Origin of the sequence: Amycolatopsis pretoriensis, from assembly GCF_900107925.1 — a bacterium.
GTDB lineage: Bacteria > Actinomycetota > Actinomycetes > Mycobacteriales > Pseudonocardiaceae > Amycolatopsis > Amycolatopsis pretoriensis.
Genome location: NZ_FNUJ01000001.1, coordinates 1398186 through 1415379, shown reverse-complemented (window position 1 = coordinate 1415379; position 17194 = coordinate 1398186). Strand labels below are relative to the sequence as shown.

Here is a 17194-nt window from a genome sequence, read left to right as displayed (position 1 = left end):
GAGGTAGGTTGACGCCATGGCGAATGCGCACGGTCCGGATCGGACGTCCGTGGTCGTGACCGGCGGCAGCGGCTTCATCGGCCGGGCCGTCGTGCGCGCCCTCCGCGACCGGGGCGCCGGGGTCACCGTTGTCGACCGGGTCCCGTTCCCCGAAGGGCTCGACGGCGTCCGCGTCGTGACCGGCGACCTGCGCGAGGCCGCGGTCCGCGAGGAGGCCGTGACGCCGGAGACGGCCGGGATCGTGCACCTCGCTGCGCTGACGTCGGTGCTGAAGTCGGTCGAGCTGCCCGAAGACACCTTCTCCGACAACGTCCTGGTGACCCAGGAACTCCTCGAGCTCGCCCGCCGCCGCGGGGTGCCGGCGTTCCTGCTCGCCTCGACGAACGCGGTGATCGGCAACGTCGGCACCGCGACGATCACCCCGGACCTGCCGCTGCGCCCGCTGACGCCGTACGGCGCCACCAAGGCGGCGTGCGAAATGCTGCTCTCGGGCTACGCCGGCGCGTACGGCATGACGACGTGTGCGTTGCGGTTCACCAACGTCTACGGCCCGGGAATGTCCCACAAGGACAGTTTCGTGCCGCGCATGATGCGTGCCGCGCTGACCGGCACCGGCGTCAAGATCTACGGCGACGGCCGCCAGCGCCGCGACCTCGTGCACGTCGACGACGTCGTCCGCGCGATCCTGCTGGCTCTCGACAGCGGCCACTCCGGCCGGGCGATCGTCGGCGCCGGGCGCTCGGTGTCCGTGCTGGAGATGGTCGAAGCCGTGCGCGAGGTGACCGGCGCGGAGCTGCCCGTCGAGCACGTCGACGCGCCGGCGGGGGAGATGCCCGCGGTGGTCGTCGACGTCTCGGCCAGCGCCGAGACCATCGGCTACCGGCCGGAAGTCTCGCTCACCGACGGCCTGGCGACGGCGTGGAAGTACTTCTCCGGCCTCGAGCGTCCAAACGCGACACCGTGATCGCTTTCGTGAAGCGGCACTGGCTGCTGCTCCTGCTCCTCGTCCCGGCGATCGCCCTCCGGGTGCTGACCTGGCTCGCGTACAAACCCGCGCTGCTGTACATCGATTCGTTCCGCTACATCGACAACCTGCACGCGCTGCGCGCCGACCAGCTCGACCCCATCGGCTACGACCTCGTACTGCGGCCGTTGCTCGCGGTCGGCGGGCTGGCGTGGGTCGCGGCCGTCCAGCACGTCGGCGGGATCTTCGTCGCGATCGGCGTGTACGCGCTGGTGCTGCGCCTCGGCGGCCGCCCGTGGGTCGGCGCGCTCGCCGCCGTGCCGGTGCTGCTCGACGCCTACCAGCTGCAGATCGAGCAGAACATCATGTCCGAGGTCGTCTTCGAGGCGGTGCTGCTCGGGCTCCTGTGGCTGCTGCTGGGCTGGGGCACCCCGGGCTGGAAACGCGCCGGCGTCGCGGGCCTGCTGCTCGGCTTCGGCGTGCTGACGCGGCTCGTCGGGATCTCGCTCGCGTTGCCGCTGCTGGTGTTCCTCGTCGTCGCCGGGGGAGCGTGGCGGCACTGGGCGGGCTGGCGCCGGGCCGGTGCCGGGGTGCTCGGCCTGCTCGTCGTGCTCGTGCCCTACTCGGCGCGCGTGCACTCGGAGACCGGCAAGTGGGGGCTGACCGGGCCGTCCGGGAACATGCTCTACGGCCGCACCGCCGCCGTCGCCGACTGCGCGAACCTGTACCTTTCGCCCGAGCTGCAGGTCTTCTGCCCGGCGGAACCGCGCGAGACGCGGCTGGTGGACAACTACACCCACGCCGACCTCGACCCGAACTGGCCGGGCCCGCTGCCCCCGGGCGCGGACAAGGCCGCGCTGGCGCACGAGTTCGCGATCGACGTCCTGAAGGAACAGCCGGGCGACGTCGCGGACGCCATCCTCAAGGACTTCTCGAAGAGCTTCGCCTGGACGCGCGAGCAGGACCCGACCGACGTCCCGCTGGACCGGTGGCAGTTCCAGCTCACTTACCCGCAGTGGGCCGACCAGTCGCTCATCGACCTGGTCACGCAGCAGAACGACGGCGTCGACGCGAGTGTCGACCAGCCCCTGGCGAAGATCCTCCGCGACTACCAGCTCGGCGGCGGGTACGTCCCGGGCGCGGTGCTGGGGATCGGCGCGATCCTCGGGCTGCTGACGGTGTTCCGCCGCAAGAGGCCCCTGGACCGGGCCCGGGCGGGGGCGCTGCTGGCGGCGTCGAGCGCGCTGGTCCTGCTCTTCGCCTCGGCGGTGTTCCAGTTCTCGTGGCGCTACCAGATCCCGGCCCTCGTGCTGCTGCCCCTGGCCGGCGCACTCGGCTTCACCACCCTGACCTCGGCCAGCCGGAAACGGCTCGCCGCGTTCCCGGACGACGTCGACACCGGTGCCCTCGACGACTTCCGCGGCCGCCACCCGGAGCTGGAGCTGGCGCCGCTGACCGTCGTCATCGCCGCCTACAACGAAGCCGGCGGCATCGGCGAAGTCCTGGAGAAGATGCCGGACGAGTGCCTCGGCATGCGAGTCGACGTGCTCGTCGTCGTCGATGGCGGCACCGACGACACGGCGTCCATCGCCGAGGACCACGGAGCGTACGTCTGCGTCGCGCCCCGCAACCGCGGCCAGGGCGCCGCGCTGCGCCTGGGCTACCACCTCGCGGCCGAGTCGGGTGCCGAGTACGTCGTCACGACCGACGCCGACGGCCAGTACGACAACAGCGAGCTGGAAGCGCTGGTCCGGCCGGTCGTCGAGGGCACCGCGGACTTCGTCACCGGGTCCCGGCGGCTCGGGCACGAGGAGGCCGACAGCCGCGTCCGGTGGCTGGGCGTGCGCGTGTTCGCCGTGCTGGCGTCGGTGTTGACCGCCCGGCGGATCACCGACACGTCGTTCGGCTTCCGCGCGATGCGGGCGGACCTGGCCTGCTCGGTCCCGCTCAACGAGCCGCAGTACCAGTCGTCGGAGCTGATGCTGGGCGTGACCGCGCGCGGTGCCCGCGTCGTCGAGCTGCCGATGAGCATGCGGCTGCGCAAGGCGGGCAAGAGCAAGAAGGGCGGCAGCCTCGTCTACGGCGCGAACTACGCCCGGGTCATGACGGGGACGTGGTGGCGGGGGTACGTGCTGCGCCGCGGCCGAACACGAGCCGGTCGAGCAGCGTGAACTTGACGACGAACACCAGCGCGTAACTGGCCACGTACGCACCGTCGACGAGCACGACCCACCAGAAGTGCGGCAGGTTCAGCGGCGTCAGCAGCGACCCCGCCAGCGTCGTCAGGCCGATCGAGGCGAGGCCGCCGAGCCCGATGACGGCCAGGTAGGGGAGCAGTTCGCGGCGCACGCGCGGGCGCCCGGTCCGGCCCCACACCCAGCGCCGGGTGACCACGAAGTTCAGCACCGCGCCGGCCGCCCAGGCCAGCGTGCTCGCCAGGGCCGCGGCGCCGCCCGTCGCGAGGACCGCGAGCAGCACGACCTGGCTGAGGACCGTGGCGGCGACGGACGTCGCGGCGGCGCGGGCGAGGCGGGCCCAGCCGCGGCGGCGGGTCTTCTCCGTTGTGCGGGGCCGCACGCCGTTGGTTACGGTCGTCATGCCCCCATCCTCCCCGCGGGCCGGTCGCGCCGCCGTCCGACCCCCTCACGCATAGGAGATTCACAGCCTATTGCCAGGTCTTCATCAGCACTTGATCGATAGCGTCGGGGGGCGTAAACGAGCAGGAAAGGCGGCACAATGCGAGTGCTGGTTCTCGGCGGTGACGGATATCTGGGCTGGCCGACCGCGCTTCACTTATCGGACAAAGGCCACGAGGTAGCCGTTCTCGACAATTTCGCCCGCCGTGGGTACGACGCCGAACTGGGTGTCGAAAGCCTCGTCCCGATCGAATCCCTCGCCGGCCGGATCGCCGCGTGGGAAGAGGTCTCCGGGCGCACGATCACCAGCTACGAAGGCGACCTGCTGGACGCGGAGTTCCTGTTCGGGGCGGTGCGGGACTTCGGGCCCGACGCGGTGGTGCACTACGCCGAGCAGCGGTCGGCGCCGTACTCGATGATCGACCGCGAGCACGCGGTGTACACCCAGCACAACAACGTGATCGGCAACCTGAACCTGCTTTACGCGATCGCGGAGATCGATCCGGCGATCCACCTGGTCAAGCTGGGCACGATGGGCGAATACGGCACGCCGAACGTCGACATCGAAGAAGGCTGGCTGGACCTCGAACACAACGGGCGTTCCGACCGGGTGCTGTTCCCGAAGCGGCCCGGCTCGTTCTACCACCTGACCAAGGTGCACGATTCGCACAACATCGAGTTCACGTGCCGCGCGTGGGGGCTGCGCGCCACGGACCTCAACCAGGGCATCGTGTACGGCCAGCAGACGCCGCAGACCGCGGCCGACCCGCGGCTGGCGACCCGCTTCGACTACGACGCGGTGTTCGGGACGGTGCTGAACCGGTTCGTCATCCAGGCGGTGCTGGGGCAGCCGCTGACGGTGTACGGCCAGGGCACCCAGACGCGCGGCCTGATCGACATCCGCGACACCGTCGAGTGCATCCGGCTCGCCGTGGAGAACCCGGCCGAGGCGGGGGAGTTCCGCGTGTTCAACCAGATGACCGAGAGCATGTCGGTGGCCGCGATCGCCGACCTCGTCGCCGAGCGGTTCCCCGGGCCGGTGCAGATCGAGCAGCTGGAGAACCCGCGCACCGAGGCGCCGGAGCACTACTACAACGTGAAGCACACCGGGCTGGTCGGGCTGGGGCTGGAGCCGCACCTGCTGTCGGACACGCTGATCGAGTCGATGTTCGACATCGTCGGCGCCAACAAGCACCGGGTGAACCCGGAGAAGCTGCGCCCGACGGTGCGCTGGCGGGGCGCGCTGAAGGGCTAGCGGGTGCGGGTGCGTGCGGGCTCCCCTGCCCGGGAGCCCGCACGCCGCGTTTTCAGCCGGGCATCTTGTCCAGGAAGCCGTGCACCTTGGCGATCTTGCCGTCTTCGATCTCGACGACGTCGAACCCGATGGCGACCGGCTCGGCCGCCCCGGGCGTGCCGAGGTACCACTGGAACCGCGCGAGGCCGTGGTGCGCGTCGGGCTCGGCGGGGAGGGTGAAGCCGAGGCCCGCGAACTGCTGCTGGGCCCCCGCGATGAACTGGTCGATCCCGTCGTGCCCGGTGACCGCGCCGAGCGGGTCGGTGTAGCCGGCGGCGGCGGTAAAGACGTCGGCGATGAGGGCCCGCCGCTTGTCACCGTCGGTCTCGTTCCAGACGGCGATGTACTGCTCGACGAGGGTGCGGACGTCGGTCATGGGGTGCTCCTTCGGTTGGGGGACAACGGGTTTGGTCGTCCCTGCGCTGAGGACCACTCTGTCGGCCCGGCGGCGGCCCGTCGATTACGCGCGAGGTAATGCGGTGGCGTTGCCCGGCACAGGTCCGCGAGACTGGCCGCGTGGAAGAAGATCCGAACGACGCGTGGCACGCGAAACCAGGACCGGCGGATCCGGTCCTGGTCCGCGCCGTGCTCACGGCGGCCCGGAGCAAGGCGCCGGCGGAAGCCCTGGAAGAGGTGGCCACGGACGCGTACGAGGCCGGCGTCACGCCGCTTGGGATGATGCGAGCCTGCTACGCGGCCCAGGACACGATCGTCGCCGGCGCCCCGGAGGGCAGCGATGACCCGGCTTACGATGCCGTCCTCGATCTCATGGACCGCCTCACCGGCTTTTGCCCCCCGGGCGCGAAGCTGGAGCCATTACCCCCGAAGTAATGGCAGCCACCCCGTGATCGCCGTAGCGTCGCTCGCGTGACGACCACAGTGCAGGCGGCCGCGCGGCAGCGGCCCGTCGGGCAGCTCCTCCGTGAGTGGCGTGACCGGCGCCGGATCTCCCAGCTCGACCTCGCCATCTCCGCCGACATCTCCACCCGCCACCTCAGCTTCGTCGAAACCGGCCGCTCGCAGCCGAGCCGCGACATGGTGCTGCGGCTCGGCGAGCGCCTCGACGTGCCGCTGCGCGAGCGCAACCGGCTGCTGCTCGCCGCCGGGTTCGCGCCCGCCTACAGCGAAAACGCGCTGGGGGACCCGGACATGGACGCCGTCCGCCGGGCCGTGCGGCAGCTGCTCGCTGGCCACGAGCCCTACCCGGCCGCCGTCGTCGACCGGACCTGGGACCTCGTCGACGCCAACGCCGCCGTCGGTCTCTTCGTCGGCGGCATCCCGGCCGAGCTGACGACCAACGTCCTGCGCGCGACCCTGCACCCCGACGGCATGGCCCCGCACATCACGAACCTTGGCGAGTGGCGTGCCCACCTGCTCGGGCGGCTGCGCCGGCAGGTGGACCAGACCGCCGACCCCGGGCTCGCGGACCTGCTCGCCGAGCTGCGCGGCTACCCGTGCGACCAGCCCGTGCCCGAGGTGGAGGTCCCTGGACCGGGTGACATCTTCGTCCCGCTGAAGTTCCGCCACGAGGGCACCGACCTCACGTTCTTCAGCACGGTGGCCACGTTCGGCACACCCCTGGACGTCACGGTCGCGGAACTCGTGATCGAGGCGTTCTTCCCGGCCGACGCGGCGACGGCCGAGTACCTGCGCGAGCGGGCCGCCGCGGTGGAATGATGGGGGACACCCGCGCAGCATCCGACGTGAGGATCACCGGTAGATGGCCGTCCCGCCTTCGCTCGCCCTGTCCGACGGAGTCCGCATCCCCCAGCTGCTGTTCGGTGTCGCGGGGCTGACCGCGTCCGAAACCGGCCGCGCCGTCCGCATCGCCCTCGACATCGGCTACCGCGGCTTCGACACCGCGCCGGGCACCGAGGCGGCCGTGGGCGCCGCGCTCGCCGGCGTCCCCCGGGACGAGCTGTTCGTCAGCTTCCGCGTGCCCGCGCAGGGCTACGACACCGCGCGCCGCGCCGCTGACCAGGCGCTCGCCGACCTCGACGTCGAGCGGGCCGACCTGTGCCTGCTGGACGGCACGAAAGGCGCCTTCACCGACACCTGGCGCGCCTTGAGCCGGCTGCGTTCCGACGGCCGCGTCCGCGCGGTCGGCGTCGCCGGCTTCGGCGTCGCGGAGCTGCGCCGGCTGATCGACGCCACCGGCGCGGTCCCGGTGCTGAACCAGGTCGAGCTGCACCCGTGGCTGCAGCAGGTCCCGCTGCGCGAGTTCCACACCGAGCGCGGCATCGTGACGGCGGCGTCCAGCCCGGCCGCGAACGCCGGGCTGCTGGCCGACGAGACCGTCACCGCGCTCGCGGCGAAGTACGGCAAGACCCCGGCCCAGATCGTGCTGCGGTGGCACCTGCAGGCCGGCACGGTCGCCGTGGCGGCCTCGGCCACCACGACCCGCACCCGGGAGAACTTCGGAATCTTCGACTTCGAACTGGCCGACGACGACCTCGCCGTGGTGGCCGAGCTCGACAACGGCACGCGCGTCTAGGTGCCCTTGATCCCGGCGGCGATGAAGTCGGCCTGCTGGGCCGGCTGCTCGAGGTACTCGCGGAACGTCTGGGCCGCGCGCAGCACGGTGTCGTCGATGCCCTGCCCGGTGAGGCCGATGAACGGGTAGTCCGCGGAGCGGGCGCTCGCCACCGACTGGGCGGGGGAGCCGATCATCTCGGGCTTCTTCTGGGTCAGCTCGCTGACCCAGTACGACGACTCGGGCAGCCACGCCGCCGGCAGGCCGCCGATGGCGTCCAGGTTGGCCCGGCCGACCAGCGCGTCGAGGACCTGCGAAGACGGCTTGGCGTCGATCGTCACGTGCACGCACTGGCCGTGGACGACGGTCGCGGCCTGGTTCCACCGCTCGGCGGCGGCGGTCATCGGCTTCTGCACGCTCGGCGTGACGACGATCCGCATCTGCGACGTGCCGCCGGAGCAGCTGGCGGCCTGGGCTTCGGCGCGGTTGTTGAGCTCGCTGTCGGCCCAGTTCCAGCCGATCACGCCGAGCCCGATGAGGGCGGCGAGCACGGCGCAGGCGATCGGCCAGCCGGCGATCCGGCGCCGCGGGGCCTTCTTGCCGACGATCCGGTGCGAGCCGGTGGCTTCGCTCTTCGGGGCGATCCGGTGGGAACCGGTCGCCTCGCTCTTCCCGTCGGTCTTCGCGTCGGTGCGGTGCGGGCCGGTGGTTTCGCCGCGCCGGGGCGTGCGGCGGGTGGCGGTCTCACCGGCGTCGTCGCGCCGGCGCCGGCGCGGGGTGCTTTCCCCGCCGGCGGTGGCTTCGGGGCGCTCGAGGGTGCGGTGGGAGCCGGTGTTCTCGGCGCGGGCGGTGATCGGGTAGTTGCCGGAGGCTTCGCCGTGCCGGGTGATGACCTCGGTCCGCTCGGCGGCGGACTCGTCGCGTCGGACGGAACTTTCACCGCGACGGCGGGTGGCCGGAAAAGCGCCGGAGGCCTCGCCGCGGCGGGTGGTGGGCTGTGCGCCGGTGGCGTCGTCGCGCCCGGCGACGGGGTAGGAGCCGGAGACTTCGCCGCGACGGGCGGTGGGCTGTGCGCCGGTGGTTTCGCCGCGCCCGGCGACCGGGTAAGAGCCGGAGGCCTCACCACGACGAGCGGTGGGCTGCGCGCCGGTTGCTTCGCCGCGACGGGCGGCGGGCTGTGCGCCGGTGGTTTCCCCACGGCCGGCGACCGGGTAGGAGCCGGATGCCTCACCACGGCGAGCGGTCGGTTGTGCGCCGGTGGCTTCGCCACGCCCGGCGACCGGATACGACCCAGAAGCCTCACCACGACGAGCGGTGGGCTGCGAAGCGGTGGCGTCCCCGCGCCCCGCAACCGGGTACGAGCCGGAAGCCTCCCCGCCGCCGGAGACGAAGTAACCGGACGACTCACCGCGCGGGGTGTTGCGACCGGCGATTCCGAAAGCGGCCGAGATGGAGCTGCGCTTCGGGGTCTTCGCCGGTGCCGGGCCCTGGTTCGCGACCGGGTGGGCGCCGGTGGCGTCACCGCGGCGGGCTTCGCCGGGGTGCGACCTGCCCGCGGCACGGTCCTGAGGGTGCGGCACGGGCTCGTCGTCCCGGGTGTGTCGCCCCATCGTCGTCCTTTCGGGGTGAGCGCATGTCAAGCACGCGCTGCGATGCAATGAAACCGTTATCACCCTAACAGGTGAGTATCGGAGAGAGAATAATCTGACTCACAGTGGAGCGTGCTCAGGGTGCTGCTCTGACCAGGCGATGGCAGTGCGCTATCAGCCGAGCACGCAGGGGTGCCGCGCGCCGGGCGAACCCACCCTGCGCCCGGGCGTATTCGGCCCGGCCCTCGGCCGTTTCGATCCGCACCGGCGGATAACCGAGCCCGGCCAGGTCGTACGGGCTCGCCCGCATGTCCAGCGTCCGGATCTCCACGGCCAGCTCGAAGCAGTCCGCCACCAGCTCGGCGGGCACGAACGGATCGAGCTTGTAAGCCCATTTGAACAGGTCCATGTTCGCGTGCAGGCACCCCGGCTGCTCGAGTGCGACCTGCGTCTCCCGCGACGGCGTCAGCTCGTTGCGCGGCCGCGCGTCGGCGGTGAAGAAGCGGAACGCGTCGAAGTGCCCGCAGCGGACGTCCAGTGCCTCCACGACAGCGTCCGTGCCCGCCGACCCGAGCCGCAGTGGCACCTGGTTGTGCCGCACCGAGCCGGCCGGCTCGCGGTAGACCATGGCCCACTCGTGCAGGCCGAAGCAGCTCAGCCGCGGCGCGCGCGACGCCGTCGCGGTGAGCAGGGCGAGGACGAACTCGGCCGTCCGCGCCTTGCCTTCGGTGAAGGCCGCGGGATCGAGCAGGACGCCGTCGCCGGTCGAGACGTACCCCTTGCGGTCCAGGAACCGCCGCGCCGCGGGCCCGGCGAGCGCGACGCCGGGCCCGGGCTGCCACCGCTCCAGGTGCGAGGGCCGGTACGAGTAGTAGGTGAACAGGAAGTCCAGCACCGGGTGCTTCTCGCCGCGCGAGCGCCGCTCCTGGTGCGGACCGGTCCACCGCCGCGTCCGCTCGGCGTGCGCCGCCTCCCGGGCCAGCCAGTCCGGTTCGGCGAGCACTTCGACACTCGTCATGCGCCGACGTGGGTTCCGTCGCGCACCGTGCCCACGTACTCCTCGACGAGGTCCTCCAGCGCCACGACGCCGACGGCGTTGCCGCCCGTGTCGAGCGCCCGCGCCAGGTGGCTGCCCTCCTTGCGCATGGCCGAAAGCGCGACGTCGAGCCGGGCGTCGGCGCGCAGCTCGGTGAGCGGGCGCGTCTTCGCGTCGGGCACGATCGTCGCCGGGTCGTGCCCGGCCAGCTCCAGGACGTCCTTGACGTGGATGTAGCCGGTCAGCCGCCCGTCGTCGGTGCACACCGGGAACCGCGAGAAGCCGGTCGAGGAGACCGCCCGCTCGACGTCGCCGACGGTCGGCCCGCACGGCAGCGTGGTCAGCTCGGCCGTCGGCACCAGCACGTCGGCCACCGTCTTCTCCACCGAGGACAGCGTCTGGGCGAGCCGCCGGTGCTCGGACTGGTCCAGCAGGCCCTCCCGGCGCGACTCGCTCAGCAGCTCGGCCAGCTCGTCGGAGGTGTACGCCGTCTCCAGCTCGTCCTTCGGCTCGACCTTCACCGCGCGCAGCAGCGAGTTGGCGACGAAGTTCAGCAGCCAGATGAACGGGTTGGCGATCTTGACCCAGCCGACGTGCACCGGCACCAGCCACAGCGCGAGCCGCTCGGGCTCGGCGATGGCGAGGTTCTTCGGCACCATCTCGCCGATCAGGACGTGCAGCACGGTGATGAACGCCAGCGCGATGGCGAACGAGATCGGGTGCAGCAGCGCTTCGGGCAGACCGAGCAGGTCGAAGAACGCCGAGAGCCGGTGCGCGACCGCGGGCTCACCGAGGCGGCCGAGCAGCAGCGAGCAGATGGTGATGCCCAGCTGCGCGCCGGCGAGCATCAGCGAGACGTGCTTGCTCGCGTTGATGACGATCTTCGCGCGCGTCTTGCCCTGCTCCAGCAGCGCTTCGAGCCTGTCCCGCCGCGAAGAGATCAGCGTGAACTCCGCGCCGACGAAGAAGGCGTTCGTCAGCAGCAGGAGCACGACGAGGGCGATGTTCAGCCAGTCGCTCACGAGGCCACCTCCGCCGGCTCTTCGGCGCGGACCGGCGCGACTTCGACCTCGGCGATCCGGCGTTTGTCCATCGTGGTCACGGTGAGCCGCCAGCCGTCGACCTCGGCGGCGTCACCCTCGGCGGGGATCTTGCCCAGCCGCTCGAGGATCAGCCCGGCGATGGTTTCGTAGTCGCCGTCCGGCATCCGGAACCCGGTGACGTCGGTGACCTCGTCGGCGCGCAGCTGCCCGGAGACCAGCCAGCTGTCGGTGCCGACCTGCTGCGAGGCCGGGCCTTCGTGGTCGTCGTGCTCGTCGCGGACGTCGCCGATGATCTCCTCGACGACGTCCTCCAGGGTGACCAGCCCGGCGGTGCCGCCGTACTCGTCGACGACGATGGCGAGCTGGAAGCGGGAGTCGCGCAGGCGGTTGAGCAGGTCGTCGCCGGGCAGCGACTCGGGCACGGTCGGCACCGGCCGCATGACCGAGCCGATCGGCACGGCGGCCCGGTCGGCGGCGGGCACGGCGAAGGCCTGCTTGACGTGCACGGCGCCGCGGACGTCGTCGAGGTCCTCGGCGTGCACCGGGAACCGCGAGAACCCGGTGCGGCGCGAGAGGTCGATGAGGTCCTCGATGGTGTCGTCGATGGAGAGGGACTCCAGCTGCACGCGCGGGGTCATCAGCTCCTCCGCGGTGCGGTCGCCGAACCGCAGCGAGCGGTCGAGCAGCTCCGCCGTCGAGGTGTCGAGCGTGCCGCTTTCGGCGCTGGAGCGCACGATCGAGCCGAGCTCCTGCGGCGACCGCGCGGACCGCAGCTCTTCCTGGGGCTCGATGCCGAACTTGCGCACGAGGAAGTTCGCGCTGTTGTTCATGAGCGTGATGAGCCAGCGGAAGAGCGCGGAGAACCGCGAGTGGTACCCGGCGACGGCCCGCGCGGTCGGCAGCGGCCGGGCGATGGCGAGGTTCTTCGGCACCATTTCGCCGAGGATCATCGACAGCGAGGTGGCGATGACCAGGGCGAGCACGATCGACGCGCCGCCGGCGAAGCCTTCCGGCAGCCCGACGCCGGTGAGCAGCGGCCGGACGAGCTCGCCGATCAGCGGCTCGGCCAGGTAACCGGTGATCAGCGTGGTGAGGGTGATCGCGACCTGGGCGCCGGAGAGCTGGAAGGACAGCGTCCGGTGGGCTTTCTGCACGGTCAGGGCGCGCCGGTCGCCGACCTGCCGGACGTTGGCGTCGACGGTGCTGCGTTCGAGCGCGGTCAGCGAGAACTCGGCGGCGACCGCGAGCCCGGTGCCGACGGTCAGCAGCACGAAGAGCAGGACGCCGAGCACGGCGAAGAGGATTTGGGTCATTCCGCACCCGCCCGGTCGGCGGGGGATGAACCTATCGGACAGCCGGGTCGGTCACCCGGCTCGGTACTGTCACCAGGTGACTGCGCTGCGCGCACGAAACGGTCACTCCCAGGAGGAAATCGGTGTGGACTGCGACGATGCGGACAAGTTTAACGTGTCCGGGGCGAGAGTCGCGGGGATATCGGTGTGTCGGCGCGCTCACCTCGCCGGGTGATCCGGCGGGACGGCGGTCCCAGCGGGGTGCTGAGCGCCCGGTGGTGTGAGCGGGCGCGGCGCCTTGGCGGGGTTGTTCAGTGGGCTTTGCTACCGGCTCGGCTCCCCTCGGCGGGTGAGTCAGCCCGGCCGCCGGCCGAGCAGGGCCACGAGCCGCGCGGTCGGGCTCGCGCCGCGGCCGACCGGGACCGGGGGGTCGAAGATCCCCAGCCCCTGCCACTCGTCCACCCACGGGCGCACGATGTCGAGGAGGCGTTCGGCGAGCGGCTCGGTCACCGGGCAGGGGAGGCCGAGTGCCGTCGCCAGGTCCCACGCGTGGACCGCCGCGTCGATCGTCATCTGCCAGCCGTACTCGCGGGCCGGGAGCAGCCCCGTCGACACGTGCACCGCGCGTTCGAGCACGCCGTCGTCGAGGAAGGCTTCGCGCGCGGCCTCGGCGGCCGCGTCCCAGGCGGACACCGGGTCGTCGCCGAGGACATCGCCGTCGAAGCGGTCGCCGACGTCGTCCAAAGTGGCCCCGGCGAGCAGCGAAGGCGCCCACAGCTGCTCGGCGACGAGGTGGTTGACGAGGTCGCGGACCGTCCACTCGGTACACGGAGTCCCGCGGTCCCAGGCGTCGACGGCGTGCACCGCGTCGCCGAAGGCCCGCAACGCCTGGCCGTGCGCCTCGAGGAGATCCACGCGGGCCATTGGACCACGGTTGATCAGGTGGTGCCGGGCCGGTGCCGCCGCACCGTCTCCTCGACGAGGTCGAGCACCGGCCCCAGCCCGGCGGCGGGCAGTCCCATGGCCAGGTGCGAGACGAGTCCTTCCAGGACGAGTTCCAGGAACGCGGTGAGCACGTCGACGTCGACGTCGTCGCGCAGGATGCCGGCTTCGCGCTGGCGCAGCAGCCGCAGCCGGGTGGCGGTGGTGAGCTGCTCGGACCGTTCGGCCCAGCGGGCGCGGAACTCGGGGTCGGTGCGCAGCCGCCGGCTCACCTCGAGCCGCGTCCCGAGCCAGTCGGCGGGGTGGTCGCCCCCGGCGAGCAGGTCGCGCATGACCTGGACGAGGCCCTGTTCGGCGACGACGTCGGCCATCCGGATGGCGTCGTCCTCGGCGAGGGCGAGGAAGAGCGACTCCTTGTCGCGGAAGTGGTGGAAGATGGCCCCGCGCGAAAGCCCGGTGGCTTCCTCCAGGCGCCGGACTGTGGCACCTTCGTAGCCGTAGCGCGCGAAGCAGACGCGCGAGCCGTCGAGGATCTGGCGCCGGCGTGCGTCGAGGTGATCCTGGCTTACGCGTGGCATCCTGAAATCCTGGCACCGAGGACCGGGACTTCGCAATCCGTACGTACGTACTGTGACCCGGAGTGCCCGGGAACCGAACCGAAGCCCCCATCGTCGGAACGTTGCGGCGATTCGCTGACACGGCGTGAGACAGTTGGCTAATCTTTGCACCATCACGGTGGGTGAACTGAGGGGAAGGTGCGCGGCGTGATCATCGGCGAAGCCGGGCAGGCGGTCCAAGCGGTCTGGGGTGGCGACATCCTCGGCCAGAGCGGCCGGGTCTACGGCGGCGGTGGCGGCGGGGGCGGCAAGTTCCAGATGGACCCCGAGGAGCTCGCCTCGGTGATCGGTCTCTGGGAAGACGAGCTCCATAAGATCATCGACGACTCGCGCCGGATCGACATCATCATGGGAGCGATGGAAGCACCGGGCAAGGACGTCGTCAGCAACGGATACGTGTCGACGAGCATGGACTCGCTCATGGCACTTCAGGCCCAGAACGACTCGATGCGCCAGTACGTGCAGGAGTACATCAAGAAGCTGAAGGAAGCGCAGACGAAAACCGTGGCCACGGACCAGGGGATGGCCGACCCGTTCCGGACGGTGTGACGGTGCGCCTGCCGATTCGCGTGACGGTTGTCGCCGTCGCTTCCGTCTTGACACTGGCCGGATGCACCTCGGAAGAGCCGGGTACCGCGACACCGGTATCGAGCGCGCCGCAATCGTCCGGAGCGTCGTCCAACCCGGACGTCCCGAAGGTCGCCACCCCGCTGGATCCGTCGAAGTACCTTTCAGAACCCTGCACGATCGTCCCGGCTCCGGCCTTATCGGCGCTCAAGTTCACCGATCCGGGCACGGCTCAGCAGCGAGATGAAGGGCTCGGCGCGGCCGGCCCCAGTTGCGGCTGGCAGATCCGCGGTGAGGGCCAGAGCATGGTGGTCATCATCGCCACGGGCAACCGCGATCGGGGCGCCGGCGGCCTGGCCGGGCTCTACACGGCGCACGAAACCGGTCAATACCCGTTCCTCGAGCCCGCTCCCGAGGTGGCGGGCTACCCGGCGGTCTACGTCGACAAGCGCGACCGGCGGCCGAACGGCTTCTGCAGCCTGGACATGGGCGTCGCCGACGACCTGGTCATCGCCGTGCACTCCGGCGGCTACGAAGGCGCCGACGATTCCTGCGCCGCGGCGAGCCAGGTGGCGGCCGCGATCATCACCACACTCAAGGGGGCATGACGAGTGGACGGCAAGCAGATCTACGACAACTTCAGACAGGGCAACACGTCCGGCTTGCGCACCGCCGCCGACGAGGTCGCCAACCTCTCCAACGCCTACCTGGACCGCGCGCAGGGCATCAAGTCCCTGCAGGACCGGATGAAGCAGGCCTGGACCGGGGACGCGGCCGACGCCGCGAACGCCGGGGCCGGCCCGCTCGAGCAGGCCTTCGCCGAAACCGCCCAGCCGTTGGACGTCACCAAGGCGTCGGTCGATTCGCAGGCGACCGCGTTCGACCACTCCAGCAGCTCGGTCGTCGAGATCCCGCCGAAGCCGGAGAAGCCGAGCCCGTGGAGCGTGGGGCTCAAAGCCGCCATCCCGATCGCCGGGCCCTTCATGGCCAAGGACGACATCGACGACTACCAGGCCGGCATCGCGAAGTACAACGCGGCCAACGAAACCAACGTCCGTGTGATGGACCAGTACAGCAGCGTCACCGACAGCACCCGGAACGCGCTCCCCACCGACTACGGCATCCTCGAGTCCGACGGTGCCGCGATCGCCGTGGACAAGCCGAAACCGCCCGGGCAGATCGAGGGCACCGACAAGAACAAGTGGTACCCCGAGGGTGGTGGCCACGACCCCGGCGGGGACGACAGCACCTCGACCACCAGCGTCGACACCACGCACACCGGTGGCTCCGACAAGCCGGGGCAGACCGACGGCACCGGGCGCCCGACCGACACCACGGGCCGTCCCACCGACACCACCGGACGGCCGACCGCCACCACCGGCCGCCCCACCGACACGACCCGGCCCACGGACACCACCCGGCCGACCAACACGACCTGGCCGACGACGACGCAGCTGCCCACCGATCGGCCGACCACCGATCGGCCGACCACCGACCGGCCCGGCAAGACGCCGCCCGGGACCGGGGGGATCGACTTCTACCCCACCGGCACCGGTGGGGGCGGCGGCCAGAACTACTCGAACACCTTCGGCAACGACCCCAGCTCGAGCACCGGCGGACGCGGCCCGACCAGCGGGAACGCCGGGAGCCGGCTGCTGGACTCCAACGGCCGGCCGATCAGCGGGAGCGGCGGTACCGGCGCCGGCGGTGGCAGCGGTGCCGCGGGGGAGCGGGGCCTCGGCAGTGGCCGCGGTTCCGGCATGGGCAGCCTCGGCAACGCGGCCGCCGCGGAGGCCGCCGCCGCGCGGTCGGCCGCGGGACGCTCCGGGCAGATGGGCCCGATGGGTGCCGGCGGGCGCCGGGGCGAGGGCGAGGAAGATGATGAGCACCAGCGGCCGGACTTCCTGATCGAGGCGGACCCGGACGCGATCTTCGGCACCGACCAGCGGACCAGTCCGCCGGTCATCGGCGAGTAGAAGCGAACAGGCGGGTGGACGTGGCAACAGGCCGGGTGGACGTTCCGGTCGAGGCGCTGGCCGCATTGGCGGAGCGCGAGCAGGTCGGTCAGCTGCACATCACCCTCCGTCCGGAGCCGTTGTGGCTCTCGGACGAGGAGCGCGCCGAGGCGGACAAGCGGGTCGAAGCCGCGCTGGCCGAGGCCGGCCTGGTCGACTCGCGCGGCCGCGCCGCCGTCGACTTCCTCGACTGGCTGCCGCTGCTGGTCAGCCCGGCGCGGGAGTGCTACGGCTGGGTCGGGGTCGACGGCCAGACCTACGGCGTGCTCGCCGCGGCGAAGGGGCTTCAGGCGGTCCTGGCCGTCTCCGACGGGACGCACGTCGGCGTCCAGGAGATCGACCGGAACCGGCTCGCCGAGTCGCTCGTCGAGCAGCTGCCGCCGGTGGGAGCCGGCGGCGGCCACCCGCGCACCGTCCGGGTGGCGGACCTGACCGAGGCCGCTCGTCGTGGCCAGGAGGCGTACCCGCTCGCCCCGGCGGTCGCCGATGTCGTCAGCCTGGTGCAGCGGCCGGTGTCGGGCAGCGGTGAGCTCTACGTGGGCCGCCGCGACGACGTCGGCCGCCACACCTGCCTGCAGCAGCCGTTGCACTACGCGGACACGGACTGGGGCCGCTACCTCAGCTACACCTCGGGCGTGGGCGACGACGCCGTCATCCACATCGGCCCGGCGGGCCCGCGCGAACTGGCCGAGACGCTCACGGAGCTGGCCGGCGCCCTGGTCTGAG

18 protein-coding genes are annotated in these 17194 nt (G+C 71.7%); 10 read left to right on the top strand and 8 right to left on the bottom strand.

Annotation, left to right across the window (positions count from 1 at the left end):
• Positions 1-16 precede the first annotated feature (16 nt).
• Both BLV96_RS06635 and BLV96_RS06630 read left to right on the top strand, forming a co-directional pair.
• Positions 17-964 (top strand): NAD-dependent epimerase/dehydratase family protein, encoded by a 948-nt coding sequence (locus BLV96_RS06635; protein ID WP_167379538.1) that lies wholly within the window; start codon positions 17-19, stop codon positions 962-964.
• Positions 961-3135 carry a glycosyltransferase family 2 protein gene (locus tag BLV96_RS06630; protein WP_086673988.1) on the top strand — a complete coding sequence of 725 codons (2175 nt, stop codon included), beginning with the start codon at positions 961-963 and terminating at the stop codon, positions 3133-3135. The genes BLV96_RS06635 and BLV96_RS06630 overlap by 4 nt, the downstream gene beginning before the upstream one ends.
• Here the strand turns inward: BLV96_RS06630 and BLV96_RS06625 are convergent.
• On the bottom strand, positions 3065-3562 hold the full coding sequence (locus BLV96_RS06625) for a GtrA family protein (RefSeq protein ID WP_086673986.1): 498 nt from the start codon (positions 3560-3562) through the stop codon (positions 3065-3067). The genes BLV96_RS06630 and BLV96_RS06625 overlap by 71 nt on opposite strands.
• A 138-nt stretch (positions 3563-3700) precedes the next feature.
• On the opposite strand from BLV96_RS06625, the gene BLV96_RS06620 reads away from it, so the two are divergent.
• A complete protein-coding gene (locus BLV96_RS06620) occupies positions 3701-4855 on the top strand; it encodes an NAD-dependent epimerase/dehydratase family protein (protein WP_086673984.1) in 1155 nt (384 codons plus the stop codon).
• A 52-nt stretch (positions 4856-4907) separates the two neighbouring features.
• On the opposite strand, the gene BLV96_RS06615 is transcribed toward BLV96_RS06620, so the two are convergent.
• Entirely contained in the window at positions 4908-5270 is a 363-nt protein-coding gene (locus BLV96_RS06615; RefSeq protein WP_086673982.1) for a nuclear transport factor 2 family protein, read from the bottom strand.
• 140 nt (positions 5271-5410) lie between these two features.
• On the opposite strand from BLV96_RS06615, the gene BLV96_RS06610 reads away from it, so the two are divergent.
• The 3 genes from BLV96_RS06610 to BLV96_RS06600 are packed head-to-tail and all read left to right on the top strand — an operon-like array spanning position 5411 to position 7388.
• Positions 5411-5725 (top strand): hypothetical protein, encoded by a 315-nt coding sequence (locus tag BLV96_RS06610; RefSeq protein WP_143050919.1) that lies wholly within the window; start codon positions 5411-5413, stop codon positions 5723-5725.
• A 36-nt stretch (positions 5726-5761) separates the two neighbouring features.
• Complete coding sequence (locus tag BLV96_RS06605; protein WP_208608143.1) at positions 5762-6571, top strand: helix-turn-helix domain-containing protein; 810 nt, start codon at positions 5762-5764, stop codon at positions 6569-6571.
• 43 nt (positions 6572-6614) lie between these two features.
• Positions 6615-7388 carry an aldo/keto reductase gene (locus BLV96_RS06600; protein ID WP_086673976.1) on the top strand — a complete coding sequence of 258 codons (774 nt, stop codon included), beginning with the start codon at positions 6615-6617 and terminating at the stop codon, positions 7386-7388.
• Here the strand turns inward: BLV96_RS06600 and BLV96_RS49695 are convergent.
• The 6 genes from BLV96_RS49695 to BLV96_RS06570 form a co-directional block, all read right to left on the bottom strand.
• Entirely contained in the window at positions 7385-8977 is a 1593-nt protein-coding gene (locus BLV96_RS49695; RefSeq protein ID WP_167379537.1) for a hypothetical protein, read from the bottom strand. The genes BLV96_RS06600 and BLV96_RS49695 overlap by 4 nt on opposite strands.
• Before the next feature lie 115 nt (positions 8978-9092).
• The gene (locus BLV96_RS06590; protein WP_086673974.1) at positions 9093-9974 is read right to left on the bottom strand and encodes a 3-methyladenine DNA glycosylase; all 882 of its coding nucleotides are present in this window, start codon (positions 9972-9974) and stop codon (positions 9093-9095) included.
• Entirely contained in the window at positions 9971-11014 is a 1044-nt protein-coding gene (locus tag BLV96_RS06585; RefSeq protein ID WP_086673971.1) for a hemolysin family protein, read from the bottom strand. Before BLV96_RS06585 ends, BLV96_RS06590 begins: the two co-directional genes overlap by 4 nt.
• Positions 11011-12348, bottom strand: coding sequence for a hemolysin family protein (locus tag BLV96_RS06580; RefSeq protein WP_086673970.1), 1338 nt, complete (start codon positions 12346-12348; stop codon positions 11011-11013). Before BLV96_RS06580 ends, BLV96_RS06585 begins: the two co-directional genes overlap by 4 nt.
• A gap of 333 nt (positions 12349-12681) precedes the next feature.
• Positions 12682-13242 (bottom strand): TIGR03086 family metal-binding protein, encoded by a 561-nt coding sequence (locus BLV96_RS06575; RefSeq protein WP_086673990.1) that lies wholly within the window; start codon positions 13240-13242, stop codon positions 12682-12684.
• Between the two features lie 23 nt (positions 13243-13265).
• Positions 13266-13847 carry a TetR/AcrR family transcriptional regulator gene (locus tag BLV96_RS06570; protein WP_086673969.1) on the bottom strand — a complete coding sequence of 194 codons (582 nt, stop codon included), beginning with the start codon at positions 13845-13847 and terminating at the stop codon, positions 13266-13268.
• 186 nt (positions 13848-14033) lie between these two features.
• Between BLV96_RS06570 and BLV96_RS06565 the strand changes: the two genes are divergently transcribed.
• Genes BLV96_RS06565 through BLV96_RS06550 form a run of 4 tightly spaced genes read left to right on the top strand, consistent with a single transcriptional unit; the run spans position 14034 to position 17193 of the window.
• Positions 14034-14435, top strand: a complete 402-nt coding sequence (locus tag BLV96_RS06565; RefSeq protein ID WP_086673967.1) for a hypothetical protein — start codon at positions 14034-14036, stop codon at positions 14433-14435.
• Positions 14432-15061, top strand: a complete 630-nt coding sequence (locus tag BLV96_RS06560; RefSeq protein ID WP_086673965.1) for a DUF3558 domain-containing protein — start codon at positions 14432-14434, stop codon at positions 15059-15061. Before BLV96_RS06565 ends, BLV96_RS06560 begins: the two co-directional genes overlap by 4 nt.
• Positions 15062-15064: 3 nt before the next feature.
• The gene (locus BLV96_RS06555) at positions 15065-16429 is read left to right on the top strand and encodes a WXG100 family type VII secretion target (RefSeq protein WP_086673963.1); all 1365 of its coding nucleotides are present in this window, start codon (positions 15065-15067) and stop codon (positions 16427-16429) included.
• A 35-nt stretch (positions 16430-16464) separates the two neighbouring features.
• Positions 16465-17193 carry an ESX secretion-associated protein EspG gene (locus BLV96_RS06550; protein ID WP_086673961.1) on the top strand — a complete coding sequence of 243 codons (729 nt, stop codon included), beginning with the start codon at positions 16465-16467 and terminating at the stop codon, positions 17191-17193.
• The last annotated feature ends 1 nt before the right edge of the window (position 17194 follow it).

Excerpts from the sequence above, each read along its gene's own strand:
- BLV96_RS06620 (WP_086673984.1), top strand. The coding sequence starts at position 3,701 with ATGCGAGTGCTGGTTCTCGGCGGTGACGGATATCTGGGCTGGCCGACC.
- BLV96_RS06635 (WP_167379538.1), top strand. The coding sequence starts at position 17 with ATGGCGAATGCGCACGGTCCGGATCGGACGTCCGTGGTCGTGACCGGC.
- BLV96_RS06615 (WP_086673982.1), bottom strand. The coding sequence starts at position 5,270 with ATGACCGACGTCCGCACCCTCGTCGAGCAGTACATCGCCGTCTGGAAC.
- BLV96_RS06580 (WP_086673970.1), bottom strand. The coding sequence starts at position 12,348 with ATGACCCAAATCCTCTTCGCCGTGCTCGGCGTCCTGCTCTTCGTGCTG.
- BLV96_RS06600 (WP_086673976.1), top strand. The coding sequence starts at position 6,615 with ATGGCCGTCCCGCCTTCGCTCGCCCTGTCCGACGGAGTCCGCATCCCC.
- BLV96_RS06570 (WP_086673969.1), bottom strand. The coding sequence starts at position 13,847 with ATGCCACGCGTAAGCCAGGATCACCTCGACGCACGCCGGCGCCAGATC.
- BLV96_RS49695 (WP_167379537.1), bottom strand. The coding sequence starts at position 8,977 with ATGGGGCGACACACCCGGGACGACGAGCCCGTGCCGCACCCTCAGGAC.
- BLV96_RS06625 (WP_086673986.1), bottom strand. The coding sequence starts at position 3,562 with ATGACGACCGTAACCAACGGCGTGCGGCCCCGCACAACGGAGAAGACC.
- BLV96_RS06590 (WP_086673974.1), bottom strand. The coding sequence starts at position 9,974 with ATGACGAGTGTCGAAGTGCTCGCCGAACCGGACTGGCTGGCCCGGGAG.